General features: G+C 61.4%; 15 protein-coding genes. 7 read left to right on the forward strand and 8 right to left on the reverse strand.

Features of this window, described 5'->3' with window-relative positions; genetic code table 11:
- Nucleotides 1-90 precede the first annotated feature (90 nt).
- The 3 genes from modA to C1T17_RS00330 are packed head-to-tail and all read left to right on the forward strand — an operon-like array spanning nucleotide 91 to nucleotide 2,163.
- On the forward strand, nucleotides 91-855 hold the full coding sequence (gene modA / locus C1T17_RS00320; RefSeq protein WP_104951698.1) for a molybdate ABC transporter substrate-binding protein: 765 nt from the start codon (nucleotides 91-93) through the stop codon (nucleotides 853-855).
- The gene (modB, locus tag C1T17_RS00325) at nucleotides 852-1,544 is read left to right on the forward strand and encodes a molybdate ABC transporter permease subunit (protein ID WP_104951699.1); all 693 of its coding nucleotides are present in this window, start codon (nucleotides 852-854) and stop codon (nucleotides 1,542-1,544) included. The genes modA and modB overlap by 4 nt, the downstream gene beginning before the upstream one ends.
- Nucleotides 1,534-2,163 (forward strand): ATP-binding cassette domain-containing protein, encoded by a 630-nt coding sequence (locus tag C1T17_RS00330; protein ID WP_104951700.1) that lies wholly within the window; start codon nucleotides 1,534-1,536, stop codon nucleotides 2,161-2,163. Before modB ends, C1T17_RS00330 begins: the two co-directional genes overlap by 11 nt.
- Here the strand turns inward: C1T17_RS00330 and C1T17_RS00335 are convergent.
- The 4 genes from C1T17_RS00335 to C1T17_RS00350 all read right to left on the reverse strand — a co-directional run bounded on the left by C1T17_RS00335 (nucleotide 2,150) and on the right by C1T17_RS00350 (nucleotide 7,205).
- Nucleotides 2,150-2,548, reverse strand: a complete 399-nt coding sequence (locus C1T17_RS00335; protein WP_104951701.1) for a winged helix-turn-helix domain-containing protein — start codon at nucleotides 2,546-2,548, stop codon at nucleotides 2,150-2,152. The two genes, C1T17_RS00330 and C1T17_RS00335, sit on opposite strands and share 14 nt — an antisense overlap.
- Nucleotides 2,549-2,614: 66 nt before the next feature.
- Nucleotides 2,615-4,456: an acetyl/propionyl/methylcrotonyl-CoA carboxylase subunit alpha gene (locus C1T17_RS00340; protein WP_104954895.1), complete on the reverse strand. Its 1,842-nt coding sequence runs from the start codon at nucleotides 4,454-4,456 to the stop codon at nucleotides 2,615-2,617.
- 5 nt (nucleotides 4,457-4,461) lie between these two features.
- Nucleotides 4,462-6,063, reverse strand: coding sequence for a carboxyl transferase domain-containing protein (locus C1T17_RS00345; protein WP_104951702.1), 1,602 nt, complete (start codon nucleotides 6,061-6,063; stop codon nucleotides 4,462-4,464).
- A complete protein-coding gene (locus C1T17_RS00350; protein ID WP_104951703.1) occupies nucleotides 6,060-7,205 on the reverse strand; it encodes an isovaleryl-CoA dehydrogenase in 1,146 nt (381 codons plus the stop codon). The genes C1T17_RS00345 and C1T17_RS00350 overlap by 4 nt, the downstream gene beginning before the upstream one ends.
- Nucleotides 7,206-7,289: 84 nt before the next feature.
- Between C1T17_RS00350 and C1T17_RS00355 the strand changes: the two genes are divergently transcribed.
- From C1T17_RS00355 to C1T17_RS00365, 3 genes are all read left to right on the forward strand, one after another.
- Nucleotides 7,290-8,168, forward strand: coding sequence for a LysR family transcriptional regulator (locus tag C1T17_RS00355; protein ID WP_104951704.1), 879 nt, complete (start codon nucleotides 7,290-7,292; stop codon nucleotides 8,166-8,168).
- Nucleotides 8,165-8,575: a gamma-glutamylcyclotransferase gene (locus C1T17_RS00360; RefSeq protein WP_104951705.1), complete on the forward strand. Its 411-nt coding sequence runs from the start codon at nucleotides 8,165-8,167 to the stop codon at nucleotides 8,573-8,575. Before C1T17_RS00355 ends, C1T17_RS00360 begins: the two co-directional genes overlap by 4 nt.
- A gap of 61 nt (nucleotides 8,576-8,636) precedes the next feature.
- A complete protein-coding gene (locus C1T17_RS00365; RefSeq protein ID WP_223262720.1) occupies nucleotides 8,637-9,548 on the forward strand; it encodes a dienelactone hydrolase family protein in 912 nt (303 codons plus the stop codon).
- A gap of 48 nt (nucleotides 9,549-9,596) precedes the next feature.
- Here C1T17_RS00365 and C1T17_RS00370 read toward each other — a convergent pair whose 3' ends face one another.
- The gene (locus C1T17_RS00370) at nucleotides 9,597-10,136 is read right to left on the reverse strand and encodes a peroxiredoxin (RefSeq protein WP_104951706.1); all 540 of its coding nucleotides are present in this window, start codon (nucleotides 10,134-10,136) and stop codon (nucleotides 9,597-9,599) included.
- A gap of 119 nt (nucleotides 10,137-10,255) precedes the next feature.
- Between C1T17_RS00370 and recF the strand changes: the two genes are divergently transcribed.
- Nucleotides 10,256-11,320: a DNA replication/repair protein RecF gene (gene recF / locus C1T17_RS00375; protein WP_104951707.1), complete on the forward strand. Its 1,065-nt coding sequence runs from the start codon at nucleotides 10,256-10,258 to the stop codon at nucleotides 11,318-11,320.
- Nucleotides 11,321-11,352: 32 nt separating this feature from the next.
- Here the strand turns inward: recF and msrA are convergent, their stop codons facing one another.
- From msrA to C1T17_RS00385, 3 genes are all read right to left on the reverse strand, one after another.
- Nucleotides 11,353-12,009, reverse strand: coding sequence for a peptide-methionine (S)-S-oxide reductase MsrA (gene msrA / locus C1T17_RS00380; protein ID WP_411269251.1), 657 nt, complete (start codon nucleotides 12,007-12,009; stop codon nucleotides 11,353-11,355).
- Nucleotides 12,010-12,046: 37 nt separating this feature from the next.
- The gene (locus C1T17_RS21120) at nucleotides 12,047-12,205 is read right to left on the reverse strand and encodes a hypothetical protein (RefSeq protein WP_189338612.1); all 159 of its coding nucleotides are present in this window, start codon (nucleotides 12,203-12,205) and stop codon (nucleotides 12,047-12,049) included.
- 220 nt (nucleotides 12,206-12,425) lie between these two features.
- Nucleotides 12,426-13,628 (reverse strand): pyridoxal phosphate-dependent aminotransferase, encoded by a 1,203-nt coding sequence (locus C1T17_RS00385; RefSeq protein ID WP_104951709.1) that lies wholly within the window; start codon nucleotides 13,626-13,628, stop codon nucleotides 12,426-12,428.
- Nucleotides 13,629-13,632: the final 4 nt, after the last annotated feature.

Below are 13,632 nucleotides of genomic sequence, written 5' to 3' on the forward strand. Positions count from 1 at the left end.
ATTGTCGTCGGCGCAAGCTTTATATATCGCCGTATATGTACGGTATGTCCTGGCATCGATGGCCGGGAACACAATGGCTTAGGAAATCTGATGCGCCAGCTTGTGCAACATCTTTGCGTGCTGTTCGCTCTGATCTTCACGTCACCGCTTGCAGCACAGGACAAAAGTCCGCTGGTGCTGGCTGCCGCGAGCCTTCAGGAATCGCTGACCGAGGTGGCCAACGTCTGGGCGGGGCAGCGGCATCCGCGACCGGTGATATCCTTCGGCGCGTCCTCGGCCCTGGCGCGGCAGATAGAAGCGGGAGCGCCCGCCGATCTGTTCCTGTCCGCCGATGAGCCATGGATGGACGCGATAGCCGCAAAGGGGCTAATCCGGCAGGGAACGCGGGCTGCGTTTCTGACTAACCGTCTCGTGTTGATCGCCCCGGCAGGCAGAGGTGCGGCGATGGCGATCCGCCGGGGTTTCCCGTTGGCTCGCGCGCTCGGCAGCGGGCGGCTGGCGATAGCCGATCCCGACGCGGTTCCCGCCGGAAGATACGGGAAAGCAGCTTTGATGGCGCTCGGCGTCTGGCCATCCGTTTCCGGCCGCATCGCCATCAGCGAAGATGTCCGCGCTGCATTGGCGCTGGTCGAGCGCGGCCAGACGCCCCTTGGCGTAGTGTACGAGACCGACGCGCGGGCATCCAAAGCTGTGCGGATCGTCGGCGTCTTCCCTGCCGCGACGCATCCTCCGATCATTTATCCGCTAGCCGTGCTTGGCACCGCAAAAAACAGAGATGCGGAGGCTTTCCGGCGCTTCCTCCTGTCCCCACAAGCGAAAGCCATCTTCCGCCGCTATGGCTTCGGCACGAAATGAGCCCAGACGAATGGGCGATCGTCAGCCTGTCGTTGAAGGTCAGCATCGTCGCAGTCCTGGCGACGCTGCCATTCGCCTTTATGCTGGCATGGCTGCTCGCTCGCAGGCGGTTTCCGGGCAAGGTGTTGCTCGACGCGCTTGTACATTTGCCGCTCGTGTTGCCGCCGGTAGTGATCGGATGGCTGCTTCTGCTGGCGCTTGGCCCCGCCGGGCCGATCGGCGCACGTCTGCAAAGCTGGCTCGGGATCACCGTCATGTTCCGCTGGACCGGCGCGGCGATCGCGGCAGGCATCATGGCCCTGCCGCTGATGGTGCGGGCCATACGCCTGTCCATAGAGACGGTCGATCATCGGATAGAGGACGCGGCCCGGACGCTCGGCGCAAGTCCTGCTTACAGCTTCGCCACCATCACTCTTCCGCTGTCGTTGCCGGGGATCATCACCTCCGTCATCCTTGGCTTCGCGCGCTCCATCGGCGAATTTGGCGCGACGATCACGTTCGTGTCGAACATACCGGATGAGACGCGGACCCTGCCGATTGCAATTTACAGCGCGCTGCAAATTCCCGGCAGCGAAGCCGCAGTCTGGCGGCTGGCGATGATCTCCATCCTGCTGTCGCTCGGAGCGCTGGTGATATCCGAAGCGATCAGCCAGCGCGTCCGCGCAGGGCGGAGCGGCCATGTCCTTTGACATCGATGTAAGCCGCAAACTGGGCGAGGCGCATGTAGGCGCAACCTTTGCGACAACTGGAGGCCTCACGGTGCTGTCAGGGTCATCGGGCGTGGGCAAGACGTCAGTGCTGAACATGGTGGCGGGGCTTCTAAAACCGGACAGCGGGCATGTCCGCGTGGAAGGCGCAACGCTCTTCGATGCTGCGGCCAGCATTGATGTAGCGCCACACAGACGGCGGCTTGGCTATGTGTTTCAGGATGGGCGGCTGTTCCCACACCGCCGGGTGCGGGCAAACCTGCTCTACGGTCATGATCTTGCCGCACCGCAGGATCGCTGGATCGGCATGGAGGAAGTCGTGCGCTTTCTCGGCATAGGCGCGTTACTCGATCGCTGGCCCAGATCACTGTCTGGAGGCGAAGCGCAGCGCGTCGCGATCGGTCGCGCCCTGCTCTCCGGCGCACGCGCGCTGCTGATGGACGAGCCGCTTGCATCGCTCGATCCTGCTTTGCGCGGCGGCATCATGGATGTCATCATCCGGATCAGGGACGAACTGAAGCTGCCAATTCTTTACGTGACGCATGATCCAAGGGAAGCGGATCGGCTTGCGACGGATCAGATCGAGATCACGCGTCGCTGATATGTTCTGACATCGGCTGTCGCGGCAATGGTTCGTCGCGCAGGAAACCGCGCAACATGTCCAGCGCTTCGCCTTGCACAGACTGCGCGATCTCCGCTTCCAGAGCACGATAGGCTTTCAGCACCGCACGTCCGGTTTCGGTCAACCGCGCACCGCGTTCCTTGCCGCCGCCATGGATGGTGTCGATCAGCTTTTCTTTCCAGCAGCGGTTCATGCTGTCGACCAGCAGCCAGGTCCGGCGATAACTCATGCTCAACGCACGACCCGCCCCGGAAATAGATCGCTCCCTTTCAATCGCCTCCAGCAAATCCGCTTTGCCCGGCCCCATCGCAAATTCACCGCCGCAGAGGAGCTGCGCCTTCACCTTCAGGATGTCGATCTGCATGAGACTCCTTTAGGCGATGCAGAGGAGGAACGCTCCTGAAAAAGCAAATCCATGCACTGCGATGGGCTATTGCGCTTCCGTCCGGTCGATCTGCGCCAGCAACATGCCCTCGCTGACTTGCGCGCCTTCGGTCGTGTCAAGCGCAGCCACTGTGCCGTCGAAAGGGGCAATAAGGCTATGCTCCATCTTCATCGCCTCCAGCGTCAGGAGCTTCTGTCCCTTGGTCACATGCTCGCCGGCCGCAACTGCCACTGCAATGACGCGACCCGGCATTGGCGACAGGATTGCGCCATCGGACGCCGCGCCCGCGCCCGCGCCGTCCACACGCCAGCGCGAAAGCCGCCATACCTGGCCACCTTCGGCAACGATCGTCGACTCCGCTGCACCGCAAAGCGCAGGCGCATCGAACGTGATCGTAACCGCCTCGGCATCGAGCAGGAAAACCGCCTCACGCAGCACTGGCGCGTTGAGGCGAAACCCGCTGATCCGACCTGGAGGCACCAAAGTAGCGGCAGCGCGCGCCAATACAGACGCAGAGGGCCGTTCGGGCGGCATCAGCGCATCGCCTTCGCGACCGATGAGGCCAGTATCCAGATCGGCAGCAACGAACGCCGGATGCTCCAACGCCTTTACAAGAAAGCCCGCGTTGGTGCGTAGCGGCCATATGACGGTGTTCGATAAAGTGTCGGCCAAAGCGATTCGCGCCGTATCCCGGTCGATACCATGCGCAATCACCTTGGCGATCATCGGATCGTAGAAGGAGGAGATTTCCGCGTCCTGCTCCACCCCGGTATCGATGCGGCACCCCGCGCCTATTTCAAACCTCTCCAGCGCACCGATGGACGGGAGAAAGCCCTTGGACGGATCTTCGGCATAGAGGCGCGCCTCCATTGCCCAGCCGTTGATCGACAGATCCTCCTGACGCAGCGGCAGCGGCTCTCCGCTGGCGACACGCAACTGCCATTCGACCAGATCCTGTCCGGTTATTTCTTCGGTCACGGGATGCTCGACCTGAAGCCGGGTGTTCATTTCCATAAACCAGATGCGATCCGCGCGCAGACCATCCGATCCGTCCGCGATGAACTCGATGGTCCCCGCGCCGACATAGTTCACGGCCTTCGCGGCCCGCACGGCCGCCTGGCAGATCGCTTCGCGCGTGGCAACATCCATGCCGGGTGCGGGCGCTTCCTCAAGCACTTTCTGATGGCGGCGCTGAAGCGAGCAATCCCGCTCGAACAGATGTACGACATTGCCATGGCTGTCGCCGAAGACCTGCACTTCGATATGCCTGGGGTTCAGTACCCATTTTTCGAGCAGCACATGATCGTTGCCGAAGCTGGAGGCCGCCTCCCGCTTGCAGGAGGCGAGCGCGTCCAGAAAATCTCCCGCCTCATCGACCTTGCGCATGCCCTTGCCGCCGCCGCCCGCCACAGCCTTGATGAGAACCGGGTATCCAATCGCATCGGCTTCGGGCTTAAGACGATCCGGCGATTGATTCTCGCCCAGATAGCCCGGCGTCACTGGCACCCCCGCCGCGTGCATCAGCGCCTTGGCGGCATCCTTCAACCCCATGGCCGTGATCGAAGAAGGATCGGGACCGACCCAGATCAGCCCGGCGTCTATGACGGCCTGCGCGAATGCGGCATTCTCGGAGAGGAAGCCATAGCCCGGATGAATGGCCTGCGTGCCAGTCTGGAGAGCGGCAGCGATGATCTTTTCGCCGACCAGATAGCTTTCGCGCACTGGGGAGGGGCCGATATGCACCGCCTCGTCCGCCTGCTGCACATGGAGCGCACCGGCATCGGCGTCCGAATAGACGGCGACGGTACGAATGCCAAGCTTGCGCGCGGTGCGAATGATCCGGCAGGCGATTTCGCCGCGATTGGCGATAAGGAGAGACTGGATCATCGCCATCACATCCTGAAAATGCCGAACTGCGCGCGCTCGGGGATTGGCGCGTTCAGCGTGGCCGCGAAAGCAAGGCCCAGCACATCGCGCGTCTGTGCAGGATCAATGATCCCATCGTCCCATAGCCGCGCAGTGGCATAATAAGGATTGCCTTCTTCCTCATATTTAGCGCGGACCGGCGCCTTGAAGGCTTCGGTTTCTTCCGGCGTCCATTTGGCGGCGTCACGGTGGACCGTCGCGAGAACGCTCGCCGCCTGCTCACCGCCCATCACGCTGATACGAGCATTGGGCCAGCTAAACAAAAAGCGCGGCGAATACGCGCGGCCCGCCATACCGTAATTGCCCGCCCCGAAGCTGCCGCCGATGAGAACGGTGATCTTGGGCACCTGCGCAGTCGCAACGGCGGTGACAAGCTTCGCGCCATGCTTGGCGATGCCCTCCGCCTCATATTTGCCGCCAACCATGAAGCCGGAGATATTCTGGAGAAACAGCAGCGGAATGCGACGCTGGCACGCCAACTCGATGAAGTGCGCGCCTTTCACAGCGCTTTCGCTGAACAACACGCCGTTATTAGCTAATATGGCGACGGGCATACCCCAGATATGCGCGAAGCCGCACACCAATGTCGTGCCGTAGAGCGCCTTGAACTCGTGGAATTCCGAACCGTCGACCAGCCGCGCGATGATCTCCCGCACATCATAAGGCGCGCGGACATCCTGCGGAATGACGCCGTAGATTTCCTCGGCATCGAACTTGGGCGGTCGCGGTTCGCGAATATCGATATTCGGCTTCAGATCCGCCTGAAGCGTTGAGACGATATCGCGCACGATCGTCAGCGCATGTTCGTCATTCTCCGCCACATGATCGACCACGCCGGACTTGCGCCCATGCAGGTCGCCACCGCCCAGATCCTCGGCACTAATCACTTCGCCCGTCGCCGCCTGCACCAGCGGCGGCCCCGCAAGGAAGATCGTCCCCTGATTACGCACGATCACGCTTTCGTCGGACATAGCAGGCACATAGGCACCGCCTGCCGTGCAGCTACCCATCACGCAGGCGATCTGCGGAATACCGCGCGACGACATCTGCGCCTGATTGAAGAAGATGCGGCCGAAATGTTCCTTGTCCGGAAACACCTCCGCCTGATTGGGCAGGTTCGCGCCGCCGCTATCGACCAGATAGATGCAGGGCAATCGGTTCTCGATCGCGATCTCCTGCGCGCGCAGATGCTTTTTGACCGTCAGCGGATAATAGGTGCCACCCTTCACAGTGGCATCGTTGCAGGCAATCATCACCTGCCGCCCGGACACACGGCCGATCCCGGCGATGATGCCCGCGCCGGGCACTTCGTCACCATAGAGACCATTCGCCGCCAGTTGCCCGATTTCGAGAAACGGACTGCCCGGATCAAGGAGCCGCTCGACACGATCGCGGGGCAGGAGCTTGCCCCGCGCTACATGCTTATCGCGTGCGCTTTCTGAGCCGCCCTGCGCCGCCTTAGCGACATTCGCGTAGAGCACTTCGCTGAGCGCCCGATTATGCGCGACATTGGCGAGAAAGCTGTCGCTGGCGCGCGCCAGCTTCGTATCGAGGGCAGGCGCGCTCATGCTCCGATCAGTTCCCGACCGATCAGCATACGACGTATCTCATTGGTGCCTGCGCCGATGTCGAGCAACTTGGCGTCGCGCATGTATCGCTCCACCGGCCAATCCTTCGTATAGCCCGCACCGCCCAGCGCCTGAACGGCCTCCAGACTAACTTTCATCGCGTTTTCGCTCGCCAGAAGGATCGCGCCCGCTGCATCAAAGCGGGTCGTCTTGCCCGCGTCACATGCCTTGGCCACCGCATAGACATAGGCGCGCGCCGAATTGAGCGCGACGTACATATCGGCGATCTTCGCCTGCATAAGCTGGAATGCGCCAATCGGCTTGCCGAACTGCTTGCGCTCCCGAACATATGGCAGGACGACATCTAGACATGCCTGCATTATGCCCAACTGGATACCCGACAGGACCGTCCGCTCGTAGTCGAGCCCCGACATCAGGATACCCACGCCGCCGTTCAGCGGCCCCATCACGTTTTCTTCCGGCACTTCGCAGTCATCGAACACCAGCTCCGCGGTCGGCGATCCGCGCATACCCATCTTGTCGATCTTCTGGCCGATCGAAAAACCCTTCATGTCTTTTTCGATGATGAAAGTCGTGATGCCTTTCGATCCCTCGCCCGTCTTGGCATAGACCACCAGCGTATCGGCATAGGTCGCGTTGGTGATCCAGAATTTCGTGCCGTTCAGCACGTAGCGATCACCGCGCTTCTCCGCTTTCAGTTTCATGGACACCACGTCGGACCCGGCCCCCGCCTCCGACATGGCGAGGCTCCCGACATGTTCGCCCGAAATCAGCTTCGGCAGATATTTCGCTTTCTGGGTCTCATTGCCCCAGCGACGAAGCTGATTGACGCACAGGTTCGAATGCGCCCCATAGCTGAGGCCGATCGAGGCCGATGCCCGCGCGACTTCCTCCTGCGCCACGACATGCTCAAGATAGCCGAGCGACAGGCCGCCGAATTCTTCCTCCACCGTGATCCCATGCAGCCCAAGTGCTCCCATTTCGGGCCAGAGTTCGCGAGGAAACCAATCCTTGGCGTCTATTTCCGCTGCGAGCGGAGCAATCCGATCCGCTGCAAAACGCGCGGTGCTCTCGCGGATCATGTCGGCATTGTCGCCAAGCGCAAAGTCGAAGTCGCTCATGCATCTCTCCTATGACTCCTGAATACCGCGCCCAGCCAACAATCCAAAATTGAAAGAATTCGCGTTACAGTATAGATGCGGTCTATGATCGACCGCTATCAACTGCGCTATTTCCTGGCCGTTGTGGATAATGGCAACTTTTCCCGCGCTGCGGCACAGTGCAATGTGTCCCAGCCGACACTCTCTGTAGGGATAGCCAAATTGGAGCGGTCGGTGGGCGCTCCTCTCTTCGTCCGCACCAACCGGCGCGTGCAACTCACACAAGCCGGTGTCAGGTTCCTTGGTCATGCGCGCAGGATCGAGAGTGAGTTCAATCTCGCTCAGCAAAGCCTGACCGAAACCGCCATTAGCCCAGTCGTCCGCTTGGGTTTATTGCGTAGTATTTCAGGCGACATGCTGTCGTCCATCGTTGCTGAAATGCTGCGGCTCGATCCGGACGCGCAGATCGAGATTATCGAAGGAAGCGAACGGGAACTGACTGCGCAAGTCGCGCGGGGGCGCGTGGACTGCGCCCTCACGCTGGTCGGGCGGGGCGCGGATCGCTTTCTTGAGGAACCGTTGTTCGAGGAAGGCTATGCGCTGGCCCTGCCCGCGAGCCATCCCCTGGCAAGCCAATCCGTCGTGCAAGCGGAGGCGCTTGCCGACAACGTCATGATCGTGCGGCGGCATTGCGAGGCGCTGTCGGAAACGAGCCGACACTTTACCGAGCGCGGCGTGCGCCCGCATTTCGCGTACAGATCGACTAATGACGAACGCGTTCTTCAACTGGTCGCCGCGGGCCTTGGCGTTACCGTCATGCCCGAAAGCTTCAAGGCGACAGGGGTCGTGCGACCACGCTTCAGCGGATTCGATCTTACGCGCACTGTCGGGCTTATTTATGGAGCGGCCAGCGAATCCTATGCCGCAAGCCCTCCGGCCCTCATCGAAGCTGCACGGAAGATATTGACGGTTCGCGCGCCATGAATTCGACTGGTGTCCATCTGTTCGTCTATGGCACGCTTCGGCGCGGAAGCACGTCGCCGATGGCGGCGTTACTTGACGCCCAATCGCAACGGATCGGCACCGCACAGGCGCGAGGCAGCTTGTATGCGTTGCACGGCTATCCGGGGTTCCTGCCTGATGGAGGCGAGGATTGGGTCATCGGCGACCTGTTCTCGATCCTGCCGGAACAGGCTGAGCCGGTCCTATCCGCGTTGGACGATTATGAAGAATGTTCGCCGGCCTTCCCGCAGCCTCATGAATATCGCCGCGCCATGGTGGAGGTGAACATCCAAGGCGAAATCTTGGACGCGTGGACATATGTCTATGCATGGCCCACGACCGGCTTGACGCGCATCAAAAGTGGCGACTGGCTGGCTTGGTCATCCTAGGCATTGCGCCATTCCGGCGAACGACTACGCTGTAGTCGGGGGAAGCCATGAGGAGACGGCCATGCAAGACGACCCGATGACGCCGGATGCCAACGACGGCAGACTTTCGGAAGATCGCAACTGGGTGGCATCCACCGGCCTTAACCGACGGGGCGTACTTGTGGGCGGAGCATTCGCCGCAGGATTTGCCGCGGCCTGCCAACCCGTGTCCGCCACCACCATCAGGACGGACAGCCACGGCATTGTCGAGCAATCTGTCAGCTTGAAAGCCACCGACGGCTTTGCGGTCCCGCTGTTCGTCGCAAAGCCTGCGGGAACCAAGCCCGCACCCGTCATCATCGTCGTCCATGAGATTTTCGGCGTCCATGAATGGATCAAGGACATCTGCCGCCGCTTCGCGAAGGAAGGCTATTGCGCCGTCGCGCCGGACCTGTTCGCCCGCCATGGTGACGCCACGAAGATCACCGATTTCGCACAGCTCCGCGCCACCATCGTGTCGAAGGCGAGCGATGCTCAGGTCATGGCCGACATTGACAGCAGCTTCGCGTGGGCCAGCAAACATGGCGGCGACGCGGGACGCCACGGCATTACCGGTTTTTGCTGGGGCGGTCGGATCGTGTGGCTCTATGCCGCGCACAGCAAGGCTCTCGATGCGGGAGTCGCCTTCTATGGCCAGGTGTCAGGCAAGCCCGCCACGCTTCAACCCGCAAGCCCAATGGATGAAGCGGCCAGAATCGCTGCGCCGGTGCTTGGCCAATATGGCGCCAAGGACAAGGGCATCCCAGTCAGCGATCTGGAGGCGTTCAAGGCCAGGCTGAAGGAACTGGGCAAATCGCCGCCGTCCGACATCACCATCTATCCTGACGCCGACCACGGCTTCATGGCGGATTATCGGCCAAGCTACAACGAACCGGCAGCCAAGGAGGCTTGGGCTGCCACGCTTGGGTGGTTCGGAAAATATGTGAAGGCCTAAGTGTGAAGCCCTAAGTATGTGCCCCGGCCGCTGCCGGGGCACCAAAGCTTATTTGCTCGTCTTCATCGCCTGCACGGCCGCCAGCGTGTTCTTCACATGCGCGGCATAGCTGAGATCGCTGTGCACATAGGCAACGCGGCCAGTGGGCGCGATCACATAGGAGGTGCGATTGGAAAGCCCCGCCTTCTGCGGCAGCGCAACGTCATAGCCCGAGATTACACCGGGACCGGCAGAAGCCACCGTGAACTTGTTGCGGCACTCCTCGACCGAGAATTTCGCCAGCTTGTCGACCGGGTCGGCCGACATCCCGATAACCGTCGCGCCTGCCTTCTTGAAATCGTCGGTCGCATCGGCGAACTCGCGCGCTTCGGCCGTGCAACCCGGCGTGAAGGCAGCAGGGAAGAAGTAGAGCACGACTGGCCCCTTTTTCAACTCGTCGGCCAGATGGATCTGCCGCACTTTTCCTGCCAGTGCGCCCCGCGTCGTGAAATCCGGAGCCTTGGCACCCACGGAAAGCGCCGCAGAGGCAGCGGCTGGGATAGTCAACAGCACGGCGGCAGCGGCTAGGGCGGCGAGATACGTTTTCATGAACAAGCTCCTGTGGCGGGAAGCATGACGATGATCCTTATTCTGACCACGCGCAAGATCGCGCGAAGCATCGCACCGTCCTGCTTACTATACCCGGCAAAGGCCGCTAGAGCCACAACATGCTCAGCCGGCTCACCGTCAGTGACTTTCGCAATCATGAGGATGCGCTTATCGTCCCCACGCACCCGTTCCTCGTTCTCACCGGCGAGAATGGTGCGGGTAAGACGAACATCCTGGAGGCGGTGTCGCTCCTGACGCCCGGGCGTGGGCTTCGCGGCGCGCCTTTGCGCGAAATGGCGCGCCAGGGCGGCGGCGGCGGCTTCGGCGTGGCGGCGCAAGTCAATGAGGTGACGATCGGTACAGGCACGTTGCCGAGCGCACCAGATCGCCGCGCGGTCCGGATCGGCGGTACGCAGAGCGCGGCAACGGCATTGGCAGAACATCTGTCCGTGCTGTGGCTGACGCCTGCGATGGATCGTCTGTTTGCGGAAAGCCCCGGCGGACGGCGACGATTTCTCGATCGCCTGACACTGGCGCTGCATCCCGGCCATGCAACGCACAGCGCCCGCTATGAAGCGGCGATGCGCAGCCGTAATGCCCTTTTGGCCCAGGCGCACGCACCCGATCCGGCATGGCTGTCCGCGCTGGAAAGCCAGATGGAAATTCATGGGGAAGCGTTAGGCGCGGCCCGCACGGAGACGGTGGCGGCGCTGACCGAAGTATTGGCGGCTGAGAGCGAAAGCCCGTTTGCACGGCCGCTGCTCGCGCTCGAAGGTTGGGCACCGAACGGATCACCGCTCAACCAGCAGCTACGCGAGGGCCGTCGCCGGGATGCTGCGGCAGGACGCGCGCTCAGCGGCCCCCATCGCGTCGATCTGCAAGTGACACACATCGCTACAGATCAGCCAGCCGCTCTGTGTTCAACCGGCGAGCAAAAAGCGCTGCTGCTCTCCATCATTCTCGCGCACGCCGCATTGGTTGCGATAAGGACAGGGCACCCGCCGGTTCTGCTACTGGACGAAGTCGCCGCGCACCTCGATCCCTCTCGCCGCCTCGCGCTGTTCGATCGCCTGAGCGCGACCGGGGGACAAGTCTGGATGACCGGCACCGAAGCGGCCTTGTTCGATGGCATCGACAACGCAACGAGGCTTCATGTCGAAGCAGGGCGCATTTTGCCCAGGTAGAACTTGTCGTGGCTGCTACTGCAAGCCGACCTTCAGCTTACCGATCTCGGGCTGTAATATTGCGGAAAACGCTGCTTGAATGCCGCCAACTTCGGCGCATCCCAGCGTAATATGTACGGATGACGCGGATTGTTGGCCATGAAGTCCTGATGGTCAGTCCCCGCCCGCTGAAATCCGGTGAAACGCTCTACCTTGGTCACGATCCTGCCATTCCAGATCTTCGCGCCGCCCAGTTGCGTGAGGTATGCGCTCGCTGCCTTGGCCTGGCCTGCGTTCATCGGGAACAAGGCGCTGCGATATTGCGTCCCATGATCGGGGCCTTGATAGTTAAGTGTCGTCGGATCGGCGATGACCGAAAAGAAGATGCGCATCAGCGTGCCATAGCTCACCTGCCGCGGATCGTAGGTAACACGCACGGATTCCGCGAAGCCTGTGTCGCCGCCACTGACCGTCTCGTAATCCACTTTCCGGCTGGCGGACCCACCGGCAAAGCCGGACTCCACACGACGCACGCCCTTGACGTGGCTGAACACACCTTCGACGCCCCAGTAACAGCCACCAGCGAACACCGCCGTTTCCAGCTTTGGCGTTGCGGGAACATCCACCTTCGCCACTGGCGCAAGCACGCTATTTTCTGCTGCGAGAGCTACGGGAATCGCGCCGGGCGCGAACTGCCAGACAGCGCCCATCAGCCCGCCGCCCAAGACGAGGGCCAGAAGGAAAGGCTTAAAAGCCCGCATCGTAGTTGACGTGGCTCACAGCCGCCGCAGCGTCATTGGGGCTTTGCTGGGCTTCGGCCGGATTGAGCGTCATGAACCCTACGGTGCCAAGCACAAAACCGCCAAAGAACTTCAGGAACAGGTCCGATTTCAAAAATGCGACCATGTCGCGCGCCTTTCTGTATTCTTCACATCCAGCTACGGGAACTGGTTAGAAATAGTTGCATGTCCCCTGGCTGAATGTCGTGACTTGCGTCACAAGCAGACGACGAAGCCATTAAACGGTTCGACAAACTGCACCCAACAAGGTTGCTGATGGAAACCCATATAGCTAAGCGCGCCTAACAAACAAGGTGCGCAAATGAAACTGATTGTTTCGCGTTACGTTATTTTAGCGCAGCACAGGCTTCCTGAATGCGTGTGCAGGCCTTTTTCAGCACGTCTTCCGACGTCGCATAGGAAATGCGAAACGCGGGGCTGAGGCCAAATGCGCCGCCATGGACTGCTGCCACCTTCGCCTCATCGAGGAAATAGGTGATAAGGTCTTCGTCGGTCGCGATTTTCTCGCCCTTCGGCGTGGCCTTGCCCATGAGGCCCGATGCGTCAGGATAGACGTAGAACGCGCCTTCCGGTGTCGGGCAGCTAAGCCCCGGCGCATCGTTCAGCATCGACACCACCATGTCGCGGCGGCGCTTGAAGGCAGCATTGCGCTCTTCGAGAAAATCCTGTTCACCCGTCAATGCGGCAACGGCGGCCGCTTGCGAGATCGAGCAGGGGTTGGACGTGGACTGCGATTGCAGCTTGCTCATCGCCTTGATGATCCATGTCGGTCCGCCCGCAAAGCCGATCCGCCAACCGGTCATCGAGAATGCCTTGGAGCAGCCGTTGACCGTCAAGGTCCGGTCGTAAAGCTCCGGACAGACTTGCGCTATCGTGGCGAACGGCGTCGGTGCGTACCAGACGTGCTCGTACATGTCGTCAGTCATCACCAGCACATGCGGATGGCGCAGCAGCACCTCGCCGAGCGCCTTCAGTTCTTCCGCAGAATATGCCGCGCCCGAGGGATTGGATGGTGAGTTCAACATCATCCAGCGTGTCTTGGGCGTGATCGCCGCCTCAAGTTGTGCGGCGGTGATCTTGTACCCCTGGCTCGCCGGGCCTTCGATGAACACTGGTGTGCCGCCCGCATAGTTCACGATGTCCGGGTAGCTCACCCAATAAGGCGCGGGTATGATGACCTCGTCGCCTACATCCACGGTTGCCACCAGCGCATTGAACAGCGTGTGCTTGCCGCCCGCATTGACGCTGATCTGGTTGCGTTCGTACACGATACCATTGTCACGCTTGAACTTCAGCGCGACGGCATCCTTGACGGCGACAGTCCCATCAACATCCGTATATTTGGTTTGTCCGTTGCGGATCGCGAGAATCGCCGCTTCCTTGATGAAGTCCGGCGTATCGAAATCCGGCTCGCCCGCGGAAAGGCCGATGACATCGACACCAGCGGCTTTCAACGCATTCACGCGCGCGCTCATGGCGAGAGTGGCGCTGGGCTGGATGCGGCCAAGGGCGGCGCTGGTGCGAGTCATGGAC

This window comes from Sphingobium sp. SCG-1, from assembly GCF_002953135.1.
Classification (GTDB): Bacteria; Pseudomonadota; Alphaproteobacteria; order Sphingomonadales; family Sphingomonadaceae; genus Sphingobium.